This is a genomic window from Thalassospira sp. MCCC 1A02898 (assembly GCF_001618185.1).
Taxonomy (GTDB): domain Bacteria; phylum Pseudomonadota; class Alphaproteobacteria; order Rhodospirillales; family Thalassospiraceae; genus Thalassospira; species Thalassospira tepidiphila.
This window is the reverse complement of record NZ_LPXK01000013.1, coordinates 212,329-235,059: the sequence shown is the minus strand read 5'-3', so window position 1 is coordinate 235,059 and position 22,731 is coordinate 212,329. Positions and strand designations below refer to the sequence as shown.

Below are 22,731 nucleotides of genomic sequence, written 5' to 3'. Positions count from 1 at the left end.
AACAAATTGTTATTCCGCCTTTTTTAATTCTCAGTGGGGTCTTGTTTAGACCGGAATTTCTTCCTGTCGCGCCAGTCGGATCATACGCTGAAGGATATCGGGTTCCTGTGCGCCGGACAGGGCATGGCGGCTGTTAAACAGGAAGCACGGTACACCGGTCACACCCATCTGATGCGCGACCCGGTTTTCCTGAGTGACAAATTCCCGATCCATATCTCCAGCAAGATATTCAAGAATTTCGTTTCTGTCTTCGCCATGGCGAACTGCGATGTCGGCCAGAAGTTCATGATTGCCGATATCCTGACCTTCAAGGAAATAGGCCACAAACAGATCTTCGACCAAATCATTGCCAACGGCGGGCCGTTCTGCGCACACCTTGTAGATCAGGCGATGAGAGTCCGTTGAATCCGGCGTCACGTTGATCAGATCAAACCTGAACGGGATACCGACTACTGCCCCGGCATCCTCGATCGCCTTGTAAACCCGTTCGGCACTTTCGCTTCCGCCGAACTTTGCGGATAGATAAAGTTTGCGATCAATGCCGCCGCTCGGCATATCCGGGTTAAGCAGGAAAGGGCGCCAATGAATGATCAGGTTATCAAGCTTTTCGCGTGACAACGCTTTTTCAAGGCGCTTCTTGCCGATATAGCACCACGGACAAATCGTATCGACAATCGCCTCGATCCTGATCGGCGAATTTGAAGCTTCACTTTGTCCGAACTGCCAGTTCATTCCACTTTATCCATTCAAGAAAGACGTTCCCGTCGCCAGCGGCGCAATCCCAAGATGGTCGGCAACCGTTTGCCCGATATCGGCAAAGGTTTCACGCATCCCGCATGGCCCGGGGGCAATCGCCGGCCCAAAGGCGAGGATCGGAACAAATTCGCGTGTATGGTCATTGCCGCGCCACGTCGGGTCACACCCGTGATCGGCGGTAATGATCACCAGATCACCGGGCTGTAACGCGGCACGTAGTTCCGGAATTCGTTCATCAAATTCCTCAAGCGCGTTTGCATACCCGGCGACATCACGACGGTGACCGAATTCCATGTCGAAGTCCACCAGGTTGGTGAACACAATGCTGTTATCCGGGGCTTCGGCGATTTCTTTCATCATGGCATCAAACAGCGCCATATTCCCCGACGCCTTGACCTTTTTGGCAATCCCGCGATGCGCATAGATATCGGCGATTTTACCAACCGAAATCACCTTGCCACCGGATTTGCTGAACAGATCAAGCAGCGTTGGTTTATGGGGCGGAACAGCAAGATCACGACGGTTTGAGGTCCGCTTGAAATCAGCAGGCGTTTCACCAACAAATGGGCGGGCAATTACACGCCCGATATTGTAGGGTTCAACCAGTTTGAAGGCGATTTCACAGACTTCATACAGGCGATCGAGACCAAAATGTTCCTCGTGGGCGGCAATCTGAAACACACTGTCGGCCGAGGTATAGCAAATCGGTTTACCGGTTTTGATATGCTCTTCGCCAAGCTCTGCGATGATTGTCGTGCCCGATGCATGGCAGTTGCCAAGAATGCCTGGCAATTTGGCCTGTTCGATCAGGGCATCGGTCAGTTCCGCCGGGAAGGTCGGGACGGTCAGGGGAAAATAACCCCAGTCGAAATCCACCGGCACACCGGCAATTTCCCAATGACCGCTTGGCGTATCCTTGCCGCGTGATAGTTCCTTGGCATGGCCAAATGCGCCGATCATTGCACCGCCATGATCAAGCCCAGGCGGGACACGACCAGTCGCATCCTTGGCGGCCTCGCCAAGACCAAGTGCGACCATGTTCGGCACATTCAGCGGACCACTGCGCTTGTCGCTATCGGCAAGGCCTTTGGCGCATTGTTCTGCAATGTGGCCAAGGGTATCAGAACCCTGATCACCAAATTTTGCCGCGTCCGGTGCCGAACCGATCCCGAAGCTGTCCGCCACGATAATGATGGCACGTGCCATTGATGTCTTCCTTCAAACCTTATCCGGGCAATGCGATGCCCAGCAGATAGTCATAAATTCTAGTAGTTGCCAGTCGCAGCCGGTGCATCACCCGGTTTGGAACCACAGGTTTCAAGCAACGCGGTCAAAACGCCACTTGCCCCGAAACGGAAGGTTTCCGGCTTTGCCCAGCCATCGCCCATGATGTGATCGGCAATTGCCAGATAAAGGGCGGCGTCCTCGGTGGACTTAACTCCGCCAGATGCCTTGAAGCCGGCATCAATACCATCCTCGTCGCGGGCATCACGAATGGCCGTCAGCATCGCAACCGCGGCTTCGGGCGTTGCGCCGACAGATACCTTTCCGGTTGATGTCTTGACGAAATTTGCACCATGCTTGATAGCAAGCCGGGCGGCGTCGTAAAGTTTGCCAAGGTCATCAAACTCGCCGCTTTCAAGGATGACCTTCATGGTGGTCATGGTCCCACACGCCGTGCGCGTGGCATCGACAACATCCGTTGCGGTCGCGACATCGCCTTCAAGAAACGCCTTGTAGGGAAAGACAAGATCGATCTCGTCGGCACCCTTGGAGACGCAATTTGCGGTCTCGTCGGCGACACGCTGGGCATTGGTGCCGCCTTCGGGGAAGTTCACCACAGTTGCGGTTTTCACACCTGACTGGCCCAGTGCCCGCCAAGAGGTTTCAATAAACGGGGCATAGACGCAAACAGCTGCTGTGTTTCCCTCGGGCGTTTGCGCGCGTTTGCACAGGGCTTCGATGATCTGTTCATTGTCATCATCATTCAGACTGGTCAAATCCAGAACAGAAATCGCGCGACGCGCCGTCTCGGCGTCTGCCAAGGCCTTGTTCTTAGCAACTGAAATGACTTCTGAAACAGTTTTCGGATCGAACATCAAACATTCCTTGCAACGCGCACTGCGCGGTTCGTCAATATCGGCAAAATCGGTGACCATCTGGCCCGAATGAGAAAGACGGATCAACGACGGCCTGAAGGGTATCCAACCTTCATTCGGCAATCAATCGATCCGTCTCAAAATACAGTTTCAATCAGAACGCGGAAACGTCAAAGGCCCTCTATTTCGACAGAAGAAGCTGACCTTCGCGTCCTTCAAGCGGCTTCTCACCCGCGACCGAGCACAGATATCCGCCCGGAACGACAAGCCGAATACCAATACGGGAATACAGCACCCCGTCGGTTCGGCTGGTGAACGGGGTTTTTTCGCCGGTTTCACAATCAAGAACATAACCAAGCTCCTGACCGGCTTTGACTTTTGCGCCTGCCTCAACCGCGAAAACAACCATGCCACCATGTGACGCCATCACGCGATCCACACCGGCAAGCGGGGTTGCATCACATTTGGCGTCCGGCAGTGGGCCCGGGTCGCCGGAAATCAGGCCACGGCGCTGCAGGAACTTGAACAGATTGGCGGCGTCTGCGATTGCGTACTCATCATACACATCGCGATCACCGCGCAGCTCGATCGTGGTGGCCAGTGTCGCCATCGGGATCGGGAATTTGTCGCCATAGGCACGGCGAAGTTCGACCCAGGGGCGGCTGAATGCCTCGTCAAACGGGTTGTCACCACTGATTTCTGCGATCAGGCTGCATTCCGATCCAATCTGTGCCGAAAGATCCGCGGCATCCGGCCAGTTATGGTCGCTGATGTAAAGATGCATCGGCGCTTCCCAGTCGCAATGCAAGTCCATGACGTAATCGGCATCAATCGCAAGCTCTGCCAAGGTCAGACGCAAATCCTGCAGGTCTGTCAGCGGGCTGACATCCTTGCGGTGTTCCTTGATAAGGCGGCGCAACTCGGTCCGGATCAATTCAACGTTGTCCTCGGAATCCTGACCTAGTTTGCCGTCAACAGCATTGATAAGTGCCGCACTCAGATCCGGATAGTGACGGTTAAAGTTCTGACCACTGCGCATTTCAAACCGGCCAAGAGGCTTCATATCGACATACTGGGTAAAACCGATCGGATTGGCGAAGGGAACAACAACGATTTCACCGGTGATGTCGCCGTTGGCGTCGGCTTCTTTCAGAAGAGCCTCAAGATGGTGCAGCGTAATAACGCCGGGCAATTCATCGGCGTGCAGGGCAGCCTGAAAATAGGCCTTTGGACCTTGGCCGGGTTTGCCAAAGCGCCGCACAGTCAAAGCGCGCGATGTGCCCATTTGCGGGCGGACGAGTTCAATGCGTTCTTCTTGCATTTCGATATCCTGAAAGGTGGTGGCGTGGGGCGAATCAACCCGGCCGGATCAAAGCACCTTCGACGCCACGCCGACAGGTGCCTATCTCCGAATACCGGGTTTGATCGGGTATTTTTTAGGCCGAGGTTGCTGCTTTTGCTCTGCCTGTTTTGGGTTCGTTGCGCTGCTCACTGCGACGCAGATAGCGCTCGATCCCCTTGAAACCAAAGGTCAGAGAGTAAACGATAATCAAATAGATCACACCGGCCGATATGAACGCCTCATAGGGAAGGGCGGTACGGGCAACGATCTTACGCGCAGCACCGGTCAGTTCCATCATGGTCACGGTCGATGCCAGCGACGTCGCCTTTAGGGTAAAGATCACATCGTTGGTGTAGGCAGGCCAGATCATCTGCCACATGCGGGGAAAGATAATGCGCCGATAGGTAATCCACGGCGACATGCCGCATGCACGGGCGGCTTCGAGTTCACCATTGGGCACGTTCTGGATGCCACCACGCATGATTTCGGGAACATAGGCCGCCGTGTTCAGAACGAAGGTCAGCAGGCAGTACCAATACGGGTCGCGCAGATAGGTCCAGGTCCAGTGATCTTGAATGCCGTCGATGTTGGCAATCAGTTGCCCGACGCCATAATACATCATGAACAACTGCCCGATCAGCGGCGTTCCACGGAACACATAGATGAAGGCAAAGGGCAGGGCCTGTATCCATACCTTTTTCGAAACACGCGCCACAGCCAACGGAATGGCCAAAAGCGTGCCAAGCGTCACCGAAATCACCAGCAGCTCGATGGTCAGCAAAAAGCCGCGCCATAGCCAGGTATCGTACTTGCCAAGAACGTATATGAAATCTTCAAACATCTGCTACGCCCTCGCCACACCGCGGGCAGCCCGCTTTTCAAGATAGTTGAAGACCAGCAGCGAAACCGTTGTAAATGAAAGGAACATAAGCATCGCCACCAGATAGAAGGTAAACGGTGCCTTCTCTGTTCCGGCGCCAATGGCGGCCTTTCGCATGATTTCCTCGACACCGACAACCGAAATAAGCGCGGTGTCCTTGATCAGGACCTGAAACAGGTTGTTAAGCCCGGGCAGGGCGAAACGCCATAGTTGCGGTAGCTTGATGCGCATGAAAATCTGCATCGGTGTCATGCCGCACGCTGTCGCAGCCTCGATCTGACCAATGGGGATCGATTGCATCGCGGCACGGAAAACCTCGGATGCGAATGCGCCCTGAACCAGGGCCAAGGCAGCAACACCTGACCAGAATGCGGGAATATCCACGCGGGTTTCCTCACCGGAAATCGCTTCGGCAAGGCTTTGGACAGCAATGGTGCCGCCGAAATAAATCAACAAAATAACAAGCAGCTCGGGAATGCCGCGAATAAGAACGGTATAGCTTTCCCCGATCACACGCAGGGTGCGATAGCGCGACAGCTTTGCTGAGGCGCCCAATAAACCAATAACAATCATGAATGGCAAAACGGTTAGGCAAAGCTGAACTGTAACCAGTCCCCCTTCAAGCATCTGCCAGCCGCGACCGTATAAATCAAGCATGGTATCTCCAGCTTTCCTTGATGCTGAACGTGCTTATCACCCCTGATTAAAAGCAACAGCCAACAATAAGGGAGGGGCGGCGAACAATTCGCCGCCCCGGATAGATCAGGCAGATCAATTCGGATGCAGATCGATCGCCGGGAAGTATTTCTTGTTCAGTTCTTCGTAAGAACCGTTTTCAAGCATTTCAGCCAGGGCTTTGTTGAAGATTTCCTTCAGGTCCTGGTCTTCCTTGCGAATACCGATACCGGCACCTTCGCCAAACCATTCGCTTGGTGCGAACTGGTTGGAAACGAAGCCGTAACCGTTGCCTTCTTCGGAGTTTACCCATGCTTCGAGGGTGCCAGAGTCAGCAAGGGTCGCATCGACACGGCCAGCGGTCAGGTCAAGCAGGGCTTCGTCCTGGGTGCCGTACATGCGGATTTCGATACCCGGGAAGTTGTCTTCAAGGAAGTTTGCGTGCGTGGTCGAACGCTGAACACCGATCACCATGCCATCAAGCGCGTCTTCAATGACTTCGCCGTCTTTGTACGCGGTGATGCTCATGCCGTCCTTACCAACGAACACTGCCGGAGTGTTGCTGTAATAGTCTGAGAAATCGATGGAGCGCTTGCGCTCTTCGGTGATCGACATCTGAGCGATGATCGCGTCATATTTCTTGGCCAAAAGACCCGGGATCATGCCGTCCCAGTCCTGAGCAACGATTTCACATTCGATCTTTGCGGTTTCGCAAAGCTTGTTGGCGAAATCAACGTCGAAACCGATGAGGTTGCCATTGTCGTCCATCATGTTGAACGGAGGGTAGGCACCCTCGGTCGCGATAACGACTTTTTCCCAGGCAGCACTTGCTGCCGAAGCACTCAGTGCAATGCCAATTGCTGCGGCAGATGCAACCTTGATCCAGTTTTTCATTCATAGTCTCCCTTGTTGATTGGAATGGCGCGCAACGACGTGCTCCCATTCTTGCGGCCAGAGCCAACCAGGCCCTGGTCTGCCCAAATCAGAAATCGCGCTGAAGAAACTGCTTCATGCGTTCCGATTTTGGATTCTCGAATACATCGGTCGGATTGCCGAATTCCTCAACCCGTCCCTGATGTAAATACATCACATGACTTGATACACCGCGCGCAAAGCCCATCTCGTGGGTCACGACAAGCATCGTGCGGCCTTCTTCGGCAAGATCGGTCATAACCCTGAGAACTTCACCGACCAGTTCCGGATCAAGTGCCGATGTCGGCTCGTCAAACAGCAAAACGTCCGGTGAAATCGCAAGCGCGCGCGCAATGGCTGCACGCTGTTGCTGGCCGCCAGAAACATGACCGGGATAATAATCCCGACGTTCATACATCCCGACCTTTTGCAGCAACGCGTCTGCGTTTTCGATTGCTTCTTTTCTCGGAACACCAAGCACGTGGATCGGTGCTTCGATTACATTCTCGAGAATGGTCAGGTGGCTCCAAAGATTGAAGCTTTGAAACACCATCGCAAGCTTGGTGCGAATACGCTGTAGCTGCTTCTTATCGGCGGCTTCCTGAGAGCCATCCTTGAGCCTCTTCATGCGGATCAGTTCACCTTTGACGTGAACAGCGCCAGCATTGGGCGTTTCAAGCAGGTTGATACATCTCAGAAACGTACTTTTGCCCGAACCGGACGAGCCAATAATCGAAATCACGTCCCCGGTATTGGCCGTAAGATCAATTCCTTTAAGAACTTCATGGTCCCCAAAGCTTTTGAACATCCCTTCGACCTGTAGGGCGGGTATGTCTTTGCTCATAACGAGTTTAAATTATCCCTGTTGAGAGTCTTCATTCTTCGTTCGTCTTAGCATCCCAAATCGGATGCTCCCCCACAAGACACGCCAAAGCGCCTCTCATTCCGTCAATAATTGCCTGTCCAACGAGAGCATTTCCACTGATATTTTGCAGTTTTATGAAGAAAACTGCGGTTTCAGACGGTTACACATCACCATTAACGACCGCATTGCACAAATCGTGCAGCAGTAAGGGATTTTACGCAATAAAAAACTACATGGATTTTAGGGAGAAGATGCGCCCACGACGGAATCCGGCCGGTGGTTGGCAAAGACGACGGTTTCAAACCATGCAAACCAGTGACCGTTTATTACCTAGTCGTTGTCGCGAACAGATTTCAGGAAGCCGATAACTTCTTCCCTGAGACGCTGGGCGAGTTTTCGCAATTCTTGAGATGACGAAAGGAGCGAGTTGGCTTCCTCACTTACCATGTTGGCGGTATCAGAGACGGCCGACACATTTTGCGAGACTTCCTGTGTGCCCGATGCTGCACGTTGCACGCTGTCTGCAATCTCTTGTGTCGCAGCCCCTTGTTGCTCGACCGCGGCTGCAATGGCATTACAGAATTCGTTGATCCGCTCGATCGTTCCGGAAATAGACCTGATTTCCGATACCGAACGGTTCGACGATCCCTGAATACCATCTACCTGAACCTGAATATCGCCAGTAGCCTTGTCCGTCTGATTGGCAAGCGATTTCACCTCACCGGCAACGACGGCAAAGCCCTTACCAGCATCACCTGCACGTGCTGCTTCGATGGTTGCGTTCAGCGCCAGAAGGTTTGTTTGCCCGGCAATATCTTGAATGAGACCAACGACTTTTCCGATCCGCTCAGCGGCCTCGGCAAGCTCCGTGACCGTTGCAGAGGTACTGTTGACGCCAGAAACTGCCTCGGTCGCAACTTCGATTGATTGCGTAACCTGTGCACCAATTTCGCGAATGGCAGCAGAAAGCTCCTCGGTTGCGGACGCCACCGCCTGCACGTTTTCCGTTGTTATGTTCGCAGCACTCGAAACAGCGGCGGCACGGGCCGTCGATTCCTCTGCATTGGCAGATAGCTGAGTTGCAACCAACTGCGTTTTTTCGGCCGCGTCAGCCACTGTTTCCACTATGGAAAGAACACTCTTCTCGAAATTGTCTGCCATTTGTTCCATGGCGCGCCTGCGCGCCTCAGCCGCATGTCTGGTCGCAGCCTCGTTCTCGCTCGCCAGACGATCCACTTCTGCAGCGTTGTTCTTAAACACCAGAACAGCCGCGGCCATCGCGCCGATTTCGTCCTTGAGTTCCGTTCCCGGGACATCGACATCCCTTTGACCATTGGCGAGGCGGGTCATGGCCGACGTCATACTCATAACCGGCCGCGAAACCCAAATTCGAACCAGCAGCCCCATCAGGCCCATTATGGCCAGAATGGCAATGATGGCGGTAATAATCGCAGTGTAGCGAAACTCGGTAAGCGACGCATATGCGGCATCGCGATCAAGTGCAAAGCCGAGATACCAGTTTACAGAAGGCAAGCCATTGACGCGGAAAAAGGTGAACAACTGATCGCCTGTGCCATCAATGATGTTCTCCATGCCTTCCTTTACCGTTGGTGTGTCGTCAGGAAACACTTCCGGCAGGGGTTTAAGGGTGAATTCTGCACTTGGGTGGATCAGGACCGTTCCCTGATCATTAACCAGAAAGCCATATCCGATCCCGCCCAAATCGATACTGCGAACCAAGTCACCGAGGATACCAATATCGATATCACCGCCAACAACCCCAAGAAGGTTTGATCCATCAAAAACAGGTGTGGTCGCCGTAACAATGAGCTGACCGGTGGATGCATCGGTGTAGGGTTCGGTAAGGGTACTGTCACCGACAGAAACTGCATCTGCGTACCATGGGCGTTGGCGCGGGTCGTATTCGGGCGGCAGATCATCGGGTGGATACATTGTCATTACACCGTCAGCACTGCCGAAATATGAATAGATAAATGACTCGGCAAATGCCTCACCGCTTGCGACTTCAGAGACATTGGTGGGAGAACTGTCACGGGCAATATTGTTAGCAAGGCTCTCAACCAACAGGCGCCGGCCATCAAGCCAGTTTGAAATGCCGGCAGTGGCCAACGAACCACTCTCGGTCAATTTAGCCACAAGCGCATTCTGGATGTATGTTCGTTGCTGATAGTCGAAATAGAGGATGAATGCCGTGAACGTCGCAACAACGATCATTGCCGCAGCAAGCAATATCCGGCTACCAATATTGAGCGACATGCAGCAATCCTCCGGAAGAAGTACATTACATTTAACAAATGTGGTTGCGTAACGCGATTACAAGCACTTGCCGCCGCGAACATTCAGGCTTTTGAAAAACTGATCCATCAGAATGTCTTCTCATTGCGGGATGCAACTAAAGTAGCACCCGACAAGAGATCGACATCACTATGAAATCTCTTTGTTTTCGGTATTGATTAAGAACCACATTGCTATCAACTTTGAGTTTCCCCATATGAGGAAATGACTTGTAGCGAACTCTCACAAAATACCGATAAACGGAGGAAATTAATGAAACGCGCATTATTTGCAGGGATGGCGGTCGCGTTCGCGTTCGGGAGCACTGCTGCCGTAGCGCAGGATCGTTCTGACTGGCCGGAGAGCTTTACTGTTGGTACAGCTTCACAGGGCGGGACTTATTTCGCGTATGGTTCTGGCTGGGCGAACCTTGTGGCGGAAGAACTCGGCATCTCGGGTGGCGGTGAAGTCACCGGCGGCCCGATGCAGAACATGGCCCTTGTCCATACCGGTGAAGCCGCCTTTGGTATGACAACGATGGGTCCGGCAGCGGAATCACTCGCAGGTACCAACCCGATTGCACCGGGTCTTCAGATGACCAATGCCTGTGCAATGTTCCCGATGTATCAGACACCGTTCTCGATCACGGCTCTTTCTTCCTCGGGAATTACCTCGGTTGCTGACATTCCGGCTGGCGCCAAAATCGGCTTTGGTCCGGCAGGTTCAACCTCGGATACATATTTCCCGCGTATGCTAGAAGAACTCGGTGTTGACTTCGAACGTCGTAATGGTGGCTGGGCCGACCTTGGTGGCCAGCTGCAGGATGGCCTGCTTGACGTTATTGCGTTTGCCGCAGGTGTTCCGGTTCCGGCTGTCAGTCAGCTTGAAGTCCAGACTGACGTGAACATCATCGAATTCACCGAAGCTGAACAGAAACAGATCATGGATGCCTTCCCGGTATCCGAGTTCGACATTGCTGCAGACACATACACCACGCTAACCGAACCGGCGCGTTCGGTTTCGATGTGGAACTTCGCGATCGCCAACTGCGAGCTTCCGGAGAGCTTTGTTTATGCCGCGACCGACGTTGTGATGTCTGACAACGAGCGGATGGTTTCAATCCACCGCGCGGCCCGTTCGACTGTTCCGGCAAACTGGGACAAGAACAAGGTAATGAAGTGGCACCCGGGTGCTGCCAAGTGGTTCAACGAAAATGGCGCATCCATTCCAGCAGACATGATCTACTAATTTTTGTCTGTTAAACATCTTGAAGGCGGACTGTCCGGGCGGACGGTCCGCCATCTTTCAATTATCAGCTTGCCTGTGGCCAAAAACAAACTTGCGTGAGAGCGGGGGAACAGATGACAAACAAAAGCCAGGTGGAAGACGAACACCTTATTGCCGATGGTGTTGACGAAGAGCCGGTCGAACATAATCGACGTCTTTTCGAAGGCAGTGGCCTGACCTTTATCACGATTTCCGCTGCAATCTATGCAGCCTTCCACATGCTTGCACTGAATGGTGTCTCGCTCTCGGGTATGACCGGCGGGATTGTTAATCTGCCATTTCTTCCTGATTTTCCGCTTGAAACATGGAACTTCCGTATCGTTCACGTTGCGGGCGCGCTTGCGCTTGGTTTTCTGTGGTACTCAGCAAACAGTTTTAATGACAGCCCGGGCACAGGTACACCGCTTTTGGGGTATCTGTCATATGTTCTTCTCGTGCCGGCATTCATGGCCACCGGTATGGCGTTTAGCTTCGCGCTCGACATTCAGAACGGCGTGATGTGGAACGGCATTGATGCGACAATCAAGTTTAATGAAACCTGGCTATTCGGTACACCGCTTCTGGTGGCGACAGTCGGTGGTATTGTTTTGTCCTGGTTCCACAAAACATCGCGCGAAAAATATTCGGCCCCCGACTTTGTGCTGTGCGTCTGTGCCTTCGCTGTCGCTGTTTATCTGATCACGATTTATGGCACATTGATGCGCAACTCAACGGGTACACCCTTTGCGCCAATCGGGATTTCGATCGCTGCTGTTGCTGGCACATTGCTGATCATGGAATTGACCCGAAGGGTTGCCGGTTTGGCACTGGTGGTCATTGCGACCATCTTCCTGATCTACGTTTTCGTTGGTGAATTCCTGCCAGGGTTCCTGCAGTCGCCATCTGTTACATGGCAGCGTTTCTTTAGCCAAGTTTACACCGATGCAGGGATCCTCGGCCCGACGACGGCTGTTTCGTCGACCTACATCATTCTCTTCATCATTTTTGCAGCCTTCCTGCAGGCGTCCAAAGTTGGCGACTATTTCGTGAACTTTGCCTTCTCGGTCGCGGGTCGTGCCCGTGGTGGCCCGGCAAAGGTTGCGATCTTTGCATCCGGTTTGATGGGCATGATTAACGGTACGTCTGCCGGGAACGTGGTGGCCACCGGCTCGCTCACCATTCCGCTGATGAAAAAGGTCGGTTATCACAAAAAGACCGCTGGCGCGATTGAGGCTGCGGCCTCAACCGGCGGTCAGATCATGCCGCCGATTATGGGGGCAGGTGCCTTCATCATGGCCGAGATCACCGGCATTCCATATACCGAGATCGCGATTGCAGCCGTCATTCCGGCCATTCTTTACTTCGTGTCGATCTATTTCATGGTCGATTTTGAGGCCGCGAAACTTGGCATGCGCGGCATGCGCGAAGATGAATTGCCGCGCTTTGACGTAATGATCAAAAAGGTATTCCTGTTCCTTCCGATCATCATTCTGATCATTGCACTGTTCCTCGGCTATTCCGTGATCAGGGCAGGGACCCTTGCCACTGTTGCGGCAGTCGTTGTCAGTTGGTTAACGCCAAATCGCGTGGGGGCCCGATCGGTTGCCAAGGCCTTTGAGCTGGCAGGCGGTATGTCGATCCAGATCATCGCGGTCTGCGCCTGTGCGGGTATCATTGTCGGTGTGATTGCGCTCACCGGGGTTGGTGCACGCTTCTCCAACCTTCTGCTTGGTTTGGCCGAAGCCTCCCAGCTTCTGGCACTTGTATTTGCCATGCTGATTGCCATTTTGCTTGGTATGGGAATGCCAACAACGGCGGCATATGCGGTTGCGGCGTCTGTGGTAGCACCTGGCCTGATTGAGCTTGGAATTGAACCACTTACAGCACACTTCTTCGTGTTCTACTTTGCAGTGGTTTCGGCGATCACACCGCCGGTGGCGCTGGCATCCTATGCTGCGGCCGGGATATCCGGGGCCAACCCAATGGAAACCTCGGTTGCGTCATTCAAGATCGGTATTGCCGCCTTCATCGTACCGTTCATGTTCTTCTATAACTCTGCCATCCTCATGGACGGAACCTATCTTCAGATAGGTCAGGCGCTGATTACGGCCGTTGTGGGCGTATTCCTTCTATCGTCTGGCGTTCAGGGCTGGTTCCTTGGCCGTTCGGCGGTTTGGTTCTTGCGCGTTCTGCTCGTTATCGCAGCGTTGTTCATGATCTCCGGCGGTCTGATTACGGATCTGATCGGGGTGGGGATGGCAATCGGCACGCTCTTCATCCAGCGAATTTTGAAGCCGAAACCAGGAACGACATTCCGGACTGGCGGGGCTGACTAAGCTCTTAGACACAAATACCCATAAAAAGAAAAAGCGCACCACATTCGGTGCGCTTTTTTGCTTTTGGTCGAACTTGTATTCAGTTGCCTAGTCAACAACCTTCTTCACAAACTCCGATTTCAGCCCCATCTGACCGATCCCCGGGATTTTGCAATCGATATCGTGATCACCGTCAACAAGGCGAATGCCCTTAACCTTGGTGCCGACTTTGACGACAGATGACGAACCTTTGACCTTGAGGTCCTTGATTACTGAAACCGTATCGCCATCGGCAAGTGGGGTGCCATTGGAATCGCGAACAACATTTGAATCCGCCTGACCCGTTGCGAGCGACCATTCATGGGCGCATTCAGGACAGATCAACAAGTCACCGTCTTCGTAGGTGTAGGGGGATTCACATTTGGGGCAGGGTGGCAGTTCGCTCATATCAGTGGCCTTTCGACGATTATAAGGTTCTGACAGATACGGCTTGGCAGCACGCAGAGAACATCACTGTGCGACTACTGAACTGGCGTTTGCACTGTCTTGGAGTAAATGGCGGAGAGGGTGGGATTCGAACCCACGGTACCCGTAAAGGCACGGCGGTTTTCAAGACCGCTGCATTCAACCGCTCTGCCACCTCTCCGCAAAACTGGTTGGAGCGTTTCGCTCTGGGCGCTTTCAATAAATTGGGGAGAATGACCTGTCAATAGGGCAATCCAATATTGCAGCGAAAGCTGGTGATTTATCCTGATTTCAGTATGGTAATGACATTCGATAAACCAATTCTTTTTGGAATTTTCACACGTGTTCTACTTCCTGTCCAAAACGCTGAGTGTTCTGATCAATACAGCTTTCATGCATGGTCTTTTACTGGCCATTCTGTTTTGCCTGTTGACCATCAAGCGAACGCGCCGATTTGCGATAAGAGGGCTGGTTTTCGTGACTGGATTCTCTTTGCTAATTACGGTTATTCCTGTTGGCACAATCTTGTCACGCACACTTGAAACCCGCTTTGATAAACCTGTTCTTACAGAGCAGGAGTTTGCCGGAGCGATAACTCTGGCAGGTAGTCTTGATCCCGACAGTTACACTGAGCGTGGTGAAATGCATGTTGGTGGATCTGCAGACCGGATATTTGCGATGCTTCGATTTGCCAGCTTGTATCCTGACAAACCTGTCTTGTTTACTGGTGGGGATGGCAACCTGACAGAACGTGGATTTAGCGAAGCAGTCGTCCTTGAAAACTGGTTGGACGAATCGGGCCTGAAGACGTCGAACATGTATTTTGAAAAAAAATCTCGGAACACGCACGAGAACGCGACGAAATCTCTGGAGATGGTTTATCGCGACTGGCCTGAACTCGCCAAAAAGCCTTGGGTACTAATCACTTCGGCGCAACATATGCCAAGGGCGGTAGGTGTATTCCGTCAGGCCTGCTGGAATGTGATCCCGTATCCAGTCGACAGATTCACCTCAGATGACATCCATTTAGCAAGTCTTAACGTCTCTGACGGTATCAAATCGTTGGGCCGTGCTTTGCGGGAATGGGTTGGTTTGACCGCCTATTACTGGACCGGCCGCACAGACGCATGGTTCCCTGGGCCGAAAGATCCCGGGGCGGAAAACTGATTACATGATTGGATGAGGCTTAGATGAAATTCTGGAAACTACTGACTGCCGCCTCCGTCGTTGCTTTGATGGCGGCAAATGCACCGGCCTTTGCACAGACCGATGAAAAACTTCCAGAATTCACCACCGAGGGATTTGACGAATGGCTCGTTGAATTCAAAAAGGAAGCCGCAAGCAAAGGCATTTCCGATGCCACACTTGACGTTGCCTTTGCCAATACCAAACCGATCCCCAAAGTGATCGAATATGATCGCAGTCAGCCGGAATTCAAGCTGACCTTTGACCAATATCTTGATCGGGTTGTGCCGCAATCCCGCATCAATGAAGGTCGTAAGAAATACGCCGAAAATCGCGAAATCATTGACGCCGCGGCCAAAAAATACGGCGTGCCGGGCCATTATCTGACAGCGTTCTGGGGCATTGAAACCGGATTTGGGCGTTTCACCGGCGGCTATTCCGTTGTTGATTCACTTGCGACCTTGGCATTTGAGGGACGTCGTGCTGAATATTTCCGCAAGGAATTGATGAACGCGCTGACCATCATCGATGCGGGCCATATCGCGCCTGAAAACATGTCCGGTTCTTGGGCCGGCGCCATGGGGCAGGCGCAGTTTATGCCATCTACCTTCCTAAATTATGCACGCGACGGAAACGGAGATGGCAAGATTGATCTTTGGGGGGCCAAGGAAGACGTCTTTGCCTCTGCGGCAAACTATCTTTCCTCGGTCGGATGGCACGCCGACGAACGCTGGGGCCGCAAAATTTCGCTGCCGGAAAACTTCAATACCGAGCTTGAAGGTCGCGATATCCGCAAACCAATTTCTGAATGGCAGGAACTTGGCGTTCGCATGCCAAACGGTGCCGATTTGCCTGCGGCTGACATGGAAGCATCAATTGTCATCGTAAATGACGGTGAAGGTCCCGCATATATGGTTTATAACAATTTCCATACCATCATGCATTGGAACCGTTCGACTTACTTTGCGATTGCGGTTGGCACATTGGCCGATGCGATTGCCGGTCGTTAAAAACAACGTCCGGAAAACGGACATCATGTCTGAACGAGCATGGACAGAGCATCTACAAGCGGGGACACCTTGATGCCCAAACCACGAAAAAGTGCCTTCGCACATCTGCGAGCCAAATGCCACATCACCCTTGCGGTTGCTGCATTTGGCGTATTGCTGGCGGGCTGTGCTGAAACGCAACTGGCCGTCCATGGCGTCAAACGGCTTGGCGGTCAGTCACAACAACCTGCCCAAATCGGAAACTACAAGATCGGCAATCCATATGAGATTGCCGGCCAGTGGTATTATCCGGCCGTAGATTACGAATACACCGAAACCGGTATTGCATCCTGGTATGGCCCCAAATTCCATGGCAAGAAGACCGCCAACGGCGAGATTTTTGATCAATATGAGGTTTCGGCCGCCCATCGAACCTTGCCACTACCCAGCATCGTTCGGGTGACAAACCTTGAAAATGGCAAGTCGATCAAGGTTCGGGTCAATGACCGTGGACCATTCGCCCATGGGCGGATCATCGATATGTCGCGACGCGCAGCCCAACTTCTGGGGTTCGAGCGAAAAGGTACGGCGAAGGTTCTCGTCGAAGTGGTTGAAGCCGAAAGCCGTCAGGTCGCAGCAATAGCGCAAGGTAAAGCCGCCCCGCAAGTTACCTCGGCCGAACAAAGCACCGTTACGGCAGCACCGCGCGATGTTGTTGAAACTGTCCGCCTTGATGACGGCCCCATTACCGATGCAGGCGAACCCACCACTTCGAGTATCAAACTGACACCGCCGTCTTCCAGTGCCAGTGTGCAATCCGCACCATTTGATGGCGTGGTTGAAGAGGCCGCCGTGGTTGAAGTTGCGCCTGTCGCATCTTCTTCGATCTATGTCCAGGCAGGTGCCTTTTCCATTTATGACAATGCCTTAAACCTGCGCAATCGCCTGTATGATCTTGCGCCTAGCAAGATTGAGTCAATAGACGTCAAGGGCACGACCTTTTACCGCGTGCGGCTTGGTCCGTTAGAAACTGTCCCGGAAGCGGACATTCTGCTTGAACGGGTGATTGCAACCGGCCAAAACGGGGCAAAAGTTGTCGTTGAGTGTGCTGATGGCGGCTCGGCGACATCTGTCTGTTGATTGAAAAAAAGCCGGTTATGCGACCGCATTAGAATGCCGGATTTGTTGGTGTTGCACAATTCTGCCGAATTTGCGACATAAGCAAATCAGCGGATACACCGTTTCCCGGTGCATAGAGAAATTATTTTACAGGGTTAGAATGCCATGACTTTGATGCCGCCAGTTCCGTTCAAAAGCACTCTGAACCGGGTAGTGGCCGGAGCCTTAATTTTTGGCTCAGTCATGGCAATGTCGATGAGCTTTGCAAGCGCGCAGGCAATAGAGACCAGCGCACGTGAAGCTTTCATTATGGACTTCGATACTGGCGCAGTGCTGCTTGATAAAGAAGGGGACACCCTGACTGAGCCAGCTTCGATGACCAAAATGATGACCGTTCATATGCTGTTCAAGTATATCAAGGACGGTCGCGTTTCGATGGACGACACCTTCCACGTCAGCGAGAAAGCCTGGCGTAAGGGCGGATCGAAAATGTTTGTCGAGGTAAACTCCAACGTTTCGGTCTCTGACCTACTGCACGGTATTATCGTTCAGTCGGGAAATGACGCGGCAATCGTCGTCGCAGAGGGAATTGGTGGATCCGAAGAAGCCTTTGCCGAGGCAATGACCGAAGAAGCCCGCGCAATCGGCATGACCAAGTCCGTCTTTAAGAACGCCACCGGCTGGCCGGCGGACGGCCACCTTGTGACAGTTCATGATCTTGCCATCCTTGCGCGCGACACCATTCGCAGTTTCCCGGACCTTTACGAGCTCTATTCCGTCAAGGAATTCACCTATAACGGTATCCGTCAGCCCAACCGCAACCCGCTGCTGGGCACGAGTGCCGGTGTTGACGGCCTCAAAACCGGTCACACAGAAGCGGCCGGATACGGTCTTACGGCCTCGGCCGAGCGTGACGGGCGTCGGTTGATCCTTGTGGTCAACGGTCTGGATTCTGTACGTGAACGTCGCACGGAGTCCCAAAAGCTTCTGGATTGGGGCTTCCGCGAGTTTGACAACTACGATCTGTTCGCAGAGGGCGAAACCGTCAGTTCCGCTAATGTTTGGTTGGGTTCGGAAACCAAGGTTGATCTTGTCGCTGACAAGGAAATCCTTTTGACACTGCCGCGTAGTGCCAGCCGCGATATGAAGGTCACCGTCGTCTATGATGGTCCGGTGCCGGCCCCGATCAGTCAGGGCGATCAGATCGCAACACTTAAGGTCGAAGTCCCCGATCAGGACACCATCGAGTTCCCGCTTTATGCCGCCCATGATGTCGGACGCCTTGGATTTGTTGGCCGTATTGGCGCAGCCTTCAAATATCTTCTCTGGGGGGCAAACGGGTGAAGTCGAAGCCCGGTTTGTTCATCAGTTTCGAAGGCGGTGAAGGCAGCGGAAAGTCCACCCAGATCCACCATTTGGCAACCTGGTTCCGCGAGCAGGGCCGGGATGTTGTCGTCACGCGCGAACCCGGTGGCTCGCCGGGTGCCGAGGAAATCCGCAACCTTATTCTGACAGGCGATCCCGGTCGCTGGGACGCCGTAACCGAAGCGCTTCTGATGTTTGCGTCGCGTCGCGATCATGTTGAACGCACCATTCGTCCGGCCCTTGCCGAAGGCAAAGTCGTTCTTTGTGACAGGTTCGCAGACTCATCAGTTGTCTATCAAGGCTACGGCCATGGCCTTGGTGCAGACTATATCCGCAATCTTTGGAAACTGGCGATCGGCGATTTCAAACCTGATCTGACCGTAATTTTTGATCTGCCGCTTGAAGTTGGTCTTGACCGAGCTGGGGCACGTTTTGCCAATGTCAGTGCCGCTGAGGACCGCTATGAACGCATGGGACTTGCATTTCACGAGCGCATACGTGACGGTTACCGCGAAATTGCAGAAACTGAAAAAGACCGTTGTGTCGTCATTGACGCCAGTGGAGACATCGAAAGCGTAGGTGAACGTGTCATCGCCGCTGTTCAGGGGCGCATTGCCGGGCAGGGGACCTGATCATGGCCAAGGACGACCTTCCCGAAGAAGAAAACCCCTTTGACCCGCGACGCAATGATGCCCTTCTTGGCCACGAAGAGGCCGAGAAAGTCATTCTTGATGCCTGGAACAGCAAACGCATGCATCACGCTTGGCTGCTCTGTGGCCCCAAGGGCGTCGGCAAGGCAACGCTTGCCTATCGTATGGCACGTTTCATCCTATCCGGCGGCGGAAACAATGCCGGTGCCGGGCTCTTTGGCGACCAGAATGACGGTCTTTATGTCGATCCGGAAGACCCGGTAGCACGACGGATTGCCGGTGGCGGTCATGGTGATCTTAAGGTTATCGAGCGTCAGTACGACGACAAGAAGAAACGCCTGCAGGGCGAAATCACCGTAGCCAGCGTGCGGACGGTTGGAAATTTCATGTCGAAGACATCGGCAGAGGGCGGATGGCGGATCGTTATTGTTGATGCCGCCGATGAACTGAACCGCAATGCTGCCAACGCGATCCTCAAGGTTCTCGAAGAACCGCCAGCCAACGCCATGATGATCCTTGTTGCCCATCATCCGGGACGGTTGCTACCGACAATTCGGTCGCGCTGTCGGCGCCTTAATCTTGGCCCACTGCAAGATCATCAGGTTGTCGATCTTCTTGGGCGCTATTGCCCGGATATGGATCTTGGCGCACGTGACGCACTTTCGGGTCTCGCAGAAGGCAGCATCGGTCGTGCACTTCAACTCCATGAAGTGGGCGGGCTTGAGCTTTATACTGAACTTGTCGATATCATCGCCGCACTCCCCAATGCCGATGTAGCAGCCCAACACAAGTTTGCAGAGCGATTTTCACCTGCAGACAAAGACGCGGCCTTTGCAACAATCACCGAATTGATGCATTGGTGGCTTGCGCGAATGATCCGGTTTGCCGCCACAGGGCAGGCGCCCCGCGAAGTCGTTGACGGTGAATTGCCCGCCATGCAGCGCATGGCAGCCGCGCAACCGCTTGATCAATGGCTGGAGGTATGGGAAAAGATCAACGAATTGATGGGCGCGACCCGCGGTTTGCATCTTGATCGCAAGCAGGCCTTGCTGAATGCATTCTTCATGCTTGAAGAAACCATGCGAACCTGACATCACTGCCCACATGCCGAAATTTTGACCATCACGGCCCATTTCGGGCCGTTTTGTTTCACGACTTGCGCGAAGGATTTGCCACCATGACCGGGCACAAACAGCCCTATTACATCACGACACCGATCTATTACGTCAACGACAAGCCCCATATTGGCCATGCCTATACCACGCTTGCCTGTGACGTTCTGGCCCGCTTCAAGCGCCTGGACGGTTATGACGTGATGTTCCTGACCGGAACCGATGAACACGGTCAAAAGGTCGACAAATCGGCCGCAGCGAAGGGCATTGCCCCGCAGGCGTTTACAGACCAGGTTTCGCAAAACTTCCGCGATCTTGCCGTTCACATGAACTATTCCAACGATGACTTCATCCGCACCACGGAAGAACGTCACAAAAAGGCCTGTCAGGCGCTTTGGAATACGTTGCTTGAAAAGGGCGAGATTTATCTGGGCTCCTATGATGGCTGGTATTCGGTCCGTGACGAGGCGTTCTACGGCGAGAAGGAACTGATCGAAAAAGACGGCGAAAAACTCGCACCAACCGGCGCACCGGTGGAGTGGGTGTCTGAACCGAGTTATTTCTTCAAGCTGTCTGCTTGGGGTGATCGCCTGCTGGAGTTCTACGAACAGAACCCGGACTTCATCGCACCGCAATCACGCCGCAACGAAGTGATAAGCTTTGTGAAGGGTGGCATGCATGATCTCTCCGTATCACGCACCAGCTTCAAGTGGGGCGTTCCGGTGCCAGGTGACGAAGACCACGTCATGTATGTCTGGCTCGATGCCCTGACCAACTATCTGACCGCGATCGGTTACCCGGATGCAGATCCGGCCAAACTTGAAAAATACTGGCCCGCTGACCTGCATATGGTCGGCAAGGATATCCTGCGTTTCCATGCTGTTTACTGGCCTGCCTTCCTTCTGGCGGCCGGTATCACACCGCCGAAGCGAGTCTTTGCGCACGGATGGTGGACCAACGAAGGCCAGAAGATCTCCAAATCGATCGGTAATGTGATTGACCCGTATGACCTGACCGATAAATATGGTCTGGATCAGACGCGTTATTTCCTGATGCGTGAAGTGCCGTTTGGCAATGATGGTGACTTTTCCCATCGTTCCATGGTCAACCGCATGAATAGCGAACTGGCCAACGATCTTGGCAATATGTGCCAGCGTGTTCTGTCGATGATCCACAAGAACTGTAATGCTGCGATCCCGACACCGGGCGAGTTCACCGACGCAGACAAGGAAATCCTCGCCAAGGCACACGGCATGCTTGATACCGTGCGTCCGCTCTTTGACGAACAGGCGTTCAACAAGGGGCTGGAAGCGATCTGGAGCCTTGTGGGTGATGCCAACCGCTATGTCGATGAAATGGCGCCTTGGGGCCTGAAAAAGACCGATCCGGCGCGCATGGAGACGGTTTTGTATGTCCTGGCCGAGGTCATTCGCCACGTCGGCATCCTTGTACAGCCAATCATGCCGGACTCCGCGGCCAAAATCCTTGATCAGCTGGTGCTGGCCGATGATCAGCGCGGGTTTGATGCGCTTGGACCGAACAACGCCCTGAAACCGGGGTCGGAAATTCCGAAACCGGCTGGCGTTTTCCCGCGCTATGTCGAGACCGAGGATGAAGGAGAGAAGGCATGAATGTCGCCCTTGTCGACAGCCACTGCCATCTGGACTACCCGCAGTTTTCCGATGATCTGAGCGGAACCCTTGCGCGGGCCAAAAATGCCGGCGTTGGCATGATGGTCAGCATCGGCGTGAAACTTACGACCTTTGACAAGGTCCGCGCGGTTGCCGAACAATCTGATCATATCTATTGCACGATTGGAGTTCATCCACACGAAGCGGGCGAGGAGGGGCTTTCAAGCCCGGATGCCCTGATCGAAAAGGCATCCGACCCGAAAGTCATCGGCATCGGCGAAAGCGGTCTTGATTATTTCTATGACAATGCCCCGCGCGATGCGCAGCAGCAAAGCTTTCGTGCCCATATCGCGGCTTGCCGCGAAACGGGTTTGCCCTTGATCGTCCATACCCGTGATGCCGATGACGACACCATGGATATTCTGGAAGAAGAATATGAAAAGGGGCCGTTTACCGGCGTTATTCACTGCTTTTCGAGCTCCGCTGCTCTGGCGCAGCGCGCTCTGAAGATCGGGTTTTATATTTCTTGTTCAGGCATCATTACCTTTAATTCGGCCAAGGAAATTCGTGCCGCTGTTGAAGACGTACCGCTGGATCGGCTGCTGGTGGAAACCGACGCGCCGTATCTCGCACCAGTGCCCAAGCGCGGCAAACCGAACGAACCGAGCTACGTTGCCCATACGGCGGCGAAGCTAGCCGAAATCAAGGGTGTTGACATCGAAGAAATCACGCGAATAACGACGGATAACTTCTTCACACTGTTCACAAAAGCTGATCGGAAAAACCTGCTTGCGCTGGGAGCCGAATAAC

General features: G+C 53.5%; 20 protein-coding genes and 1 tRNA gene. 10 read left to right on the top strand and 11 right to left on the bottom strand.

Features of this window, described 5'->3' with window-relative positions:
- Positions 1–45 precede the first annotated feature (45 nt).
- From AUQ41_RS17780 to AUQ41_RS17740, 9 genes are all read right to left on the bottom strand, one after another.
- Positions 46–732: a DsbA family oxidoreductase gene (locus tag AUQ41_RS17780; protein ID WP_063089590.1), complete on the bottom strand. Its 687-nt coding sequence runs from the start codon at positions 730–732 to the stop codon at positions 46–48.
- Positions 733–738: 6 nt separating this feature from the next.
- Positions 739–1,962 (bottom strand): phosphopentomutase, encoded by a 1,224-nt coding sequence (locus AUQ41_RS17775; protein ID WP_063089589.1) that lies wholly within the window; start codon positions 1,960–1,962, stop codon positions 739–741.
- Between the two features lie 59 nt (positions 1,963–2,021).
- On the bottom strand, positions 2,022–2,855 hold the full coding sequence (gene deoC, locus AUQ41_RS17770; protein ID WP_232308444.1) for a deoxyribose-phosphate aldolase: 834 nt from the start codon (positions 2,853–2,855) through the stop codon (positions 2,022–2,024).
- Between the two features lie 181 nt (positions 2,856–3,036).
- The gene (locus AUQ41_RS17765; protein WP_063089587.1) at positions 3,037–4,176 is read right to left on the bottom strand and encodes a succinylglutamate desuccinylase/aspartoacylase family protein; all 1,140 of its coding nucleotides are present in this window, start codon (positions 4,174–4,176) and stop codon (positions 3,037–3,039) included.
- Positions 4,177–4,291: 115 nt separating this feature from the next.
- Positions 4,292–5,038, bottom strand: coding sequence for an ABC transporter permease (locus AUQ41_RS17760; RefSeq protein WP_063089586.1), 747 nt, complete (start codon positions 5,036–5,038; stop codon positions 4,292–4,294).
- A gap of 3 nt (positions 5,039–5,041) precedes the next feature.
- Positions 5,042–5,734: an ABC transporter permease gene (locus tag AUQ41_RS17755; RefSeq protein WP_008891030.1), complete on the bottom strand. Its 693-nt coding sequence runs from the start codon at positions 5,732–5,734 to the stop codon at positions 5,042–5,044.
- Between the two features lie 114 nt (positions 5,735–5,848).
- The gene (locus AUQ41_RS17750) at positions 5,849–6,646 is read right to left on the bottom strand and encodes a transporter substrate-binding domain-containing protein (protein ID WP_063089584.1); all 798 of its coding nucleotides are present in this window, start codon (positions 6,644–6,646) and stop codon (positions 5,849–5,851) included.
- Between the two features lie 88 nt (positions 6,647–6,734).
- Positions 6,735–7,496 (bottom strand): ATP-binding cassette domain-containing protein, encoded by a 762-nt coding sequence (locus AUQ41_RS17745; protein WP_343834339.1) that lies wholly within the window; start codon positions 7,494–7,496, stop codon positions 6,735–6,737.
- Positions 7,497–7,859: 363 nt separating this feature from the next.
- Entirely contained in the window at positions 7,860–9,806 is a 1,947-nt protein-coding gene (locus AUQ41_RS17740) for a methyl-accepting chemotaxis protein (protein WP_063089581.1), read from the bottom strand.
- A 291-nt stretch (positions 9,807–10,097) separates the two neighbouring features.
- On the opposite strand from AUQ41_RS17740, the gene AUQ41_RS17735 reads away from it, so the two are divergent.
- Both AUQ41_RS17735 and AUQ41_RS17730 read left to right on the top strand, forming a co-directional pair.
- Positions 10,098–11,072, top strand: coding sequence for a TAXI family TRAP transporter solute-binding subunit (locus tag AUQ41_RS17735; RefSeq protein ID WP_063089580.1), 975 nt, complete (start codon positions 10,098–10,100; stop codon positions 11,070–11,072).
- 113 nt (positions 11,073–11,185) lie between these two features.
- Positions 11,186–13,426 carry a TRAP transporter fused permease subunit gene (locus tag AUQ41_RS17730; protein WP_063089578.1) on the top strand — a complete coding sequence of 747 codons (2,241 nt, stop codon included), beginning with the start codon at positions 11,186–11,188 and terminating at the stop codon, positions 13,424–13,426.
- Between the two features lie 87 nt (positions 13,427–13,513).
- Here AUQ41_RS17730 and AUQ41_RS17725 read toward each other — a convergent pair whose 3' ends face one another.
- Complete coding sequence (locus AUQ41_RS17725; RefSeq protein ID WP_063089576.1) at positions 13,514–13,852, bottom strand: zinc ribbon domain-containing protein YjdM; 339 nt, start codon at positions 13,850–13,852, stop codon at positions 13,514–13,516.
- Between the two features lie 109 nt (positions 13,853–13,961).
- A tRNA-Ser gene (locus AUQ41_RS17720) sits at positions 13,962–14,051 on the bottom strand.
- A 161-nt stretch (positions 14,052–14,212) separates the two neighbouring features.
- On the opposite strand from AUQ41_RS17720, the gene AUQ41_RS17715 reads away from it, so the two are divergent.
- The 8 genes from AUQ41_RS17715 to AUQ41_RS17680 all read left to right on the top strand — a co-directional run bounded on the left by AUQ41_RS17715 (position 14,213) and on the right by AUQ41_RS17680 (position 22,730).
- Entirely contained in the window at positions 14,213–15,037 is an 825-nt protein-coding gene (locus AUQ41_RS17715; RefSeq protein ID WP_083952771.1) for a YdcF family protein, read from the top strand.
- Between the two features lie 23 nt (positions 15,038–15,060).
- Positions 15,061–16,065 (top strand): lytic transglycosylase domain-containing protein, encoded by a 1,005-nt coding sequence (locus AUQ41_RS17710; protein ID WP_063089573.1) that lies wholly within the window; start codon positions 15,061–15,063, stop codon positions 16,063–16,065.
- Between the two features lie 72 nt (positions 16,066–16,137).
- A complete protein-coding gene (locus AUQ41_RS21295) occupies positions 16,138–17,184 on the top strand; it encodes a septal ring lytic transglycosylase RlpA family protein (protein ID WP_063089571.1) in 1,047 nt (348 codons plus the stop codon).
- Between the two features lie 234 nt (positions 17,185–17,418).
- Complete coding sequence (locus tag AUQ41_RS17700) at positions 17,419–18,507, top strand: D-alanyl-D-alanine carboxypeptidase family protein (RefSeq protein WP_232308443.1); 1,089 nt, start codon at positions 17,419–17,421, stop codon at positions 18,505–18,507.
- On the top strand, positions 18,504–19,160 hold the full coding sequence (gene tmk, locus AUQ41_RS17695) for a dTMP kinase (RefSeq protein WP_063089568.1): 657 nt from the start codon (positions 18,504–18,506) through the stop codon (positions 19,158–19,160). The genes AUQ41_RS17700 and tmk overlap by 4 nt, the downstream gene beginning before the upstream one ends.
- A 2-nt stretch (positions 19,161–19,162) precedes the next feature.
- A complete protein-coding gene (locus AUQ41_RS17690) occupies positions 19,163–20,269 on the top strand; it encodes a DNA polymerase III subunit delta' (protein ID WP_063089566.1) in 1,107 nt (368 codons plus the stop codon).
- Between the two features lie 86 nt (positions 20,270–20,355).
- Positions 20,356–21,921 carry a methionine--tRNA ligase gene (gene metG, locus AUQ41_RS17685; RefSeq protein ID WP_063089565.1) on the top strand — a complete coding sequence of 522 codons (1,566 nt, stop codon included), beginning with the start codon at positions 20,356–20,358 and terminating at the stop codon, positions 21,919–21,921.
- Positions 21,918–22,730: a TatD family hydrolase gene (locus tag AUQ41_RS17680; protein WP_063089563.1), complete on the top strand. Its 813-nt coding sequence runs from the start codon at positions 21,918–21,920 to the stop codon at positions 22,728–22,730. The genes metG and AUQ41_RS17680 overlap by 4 nt, the downstream gene beginning before the upstream one ends.
- Position 22,731: the final 1 nt, after the last annotated feature.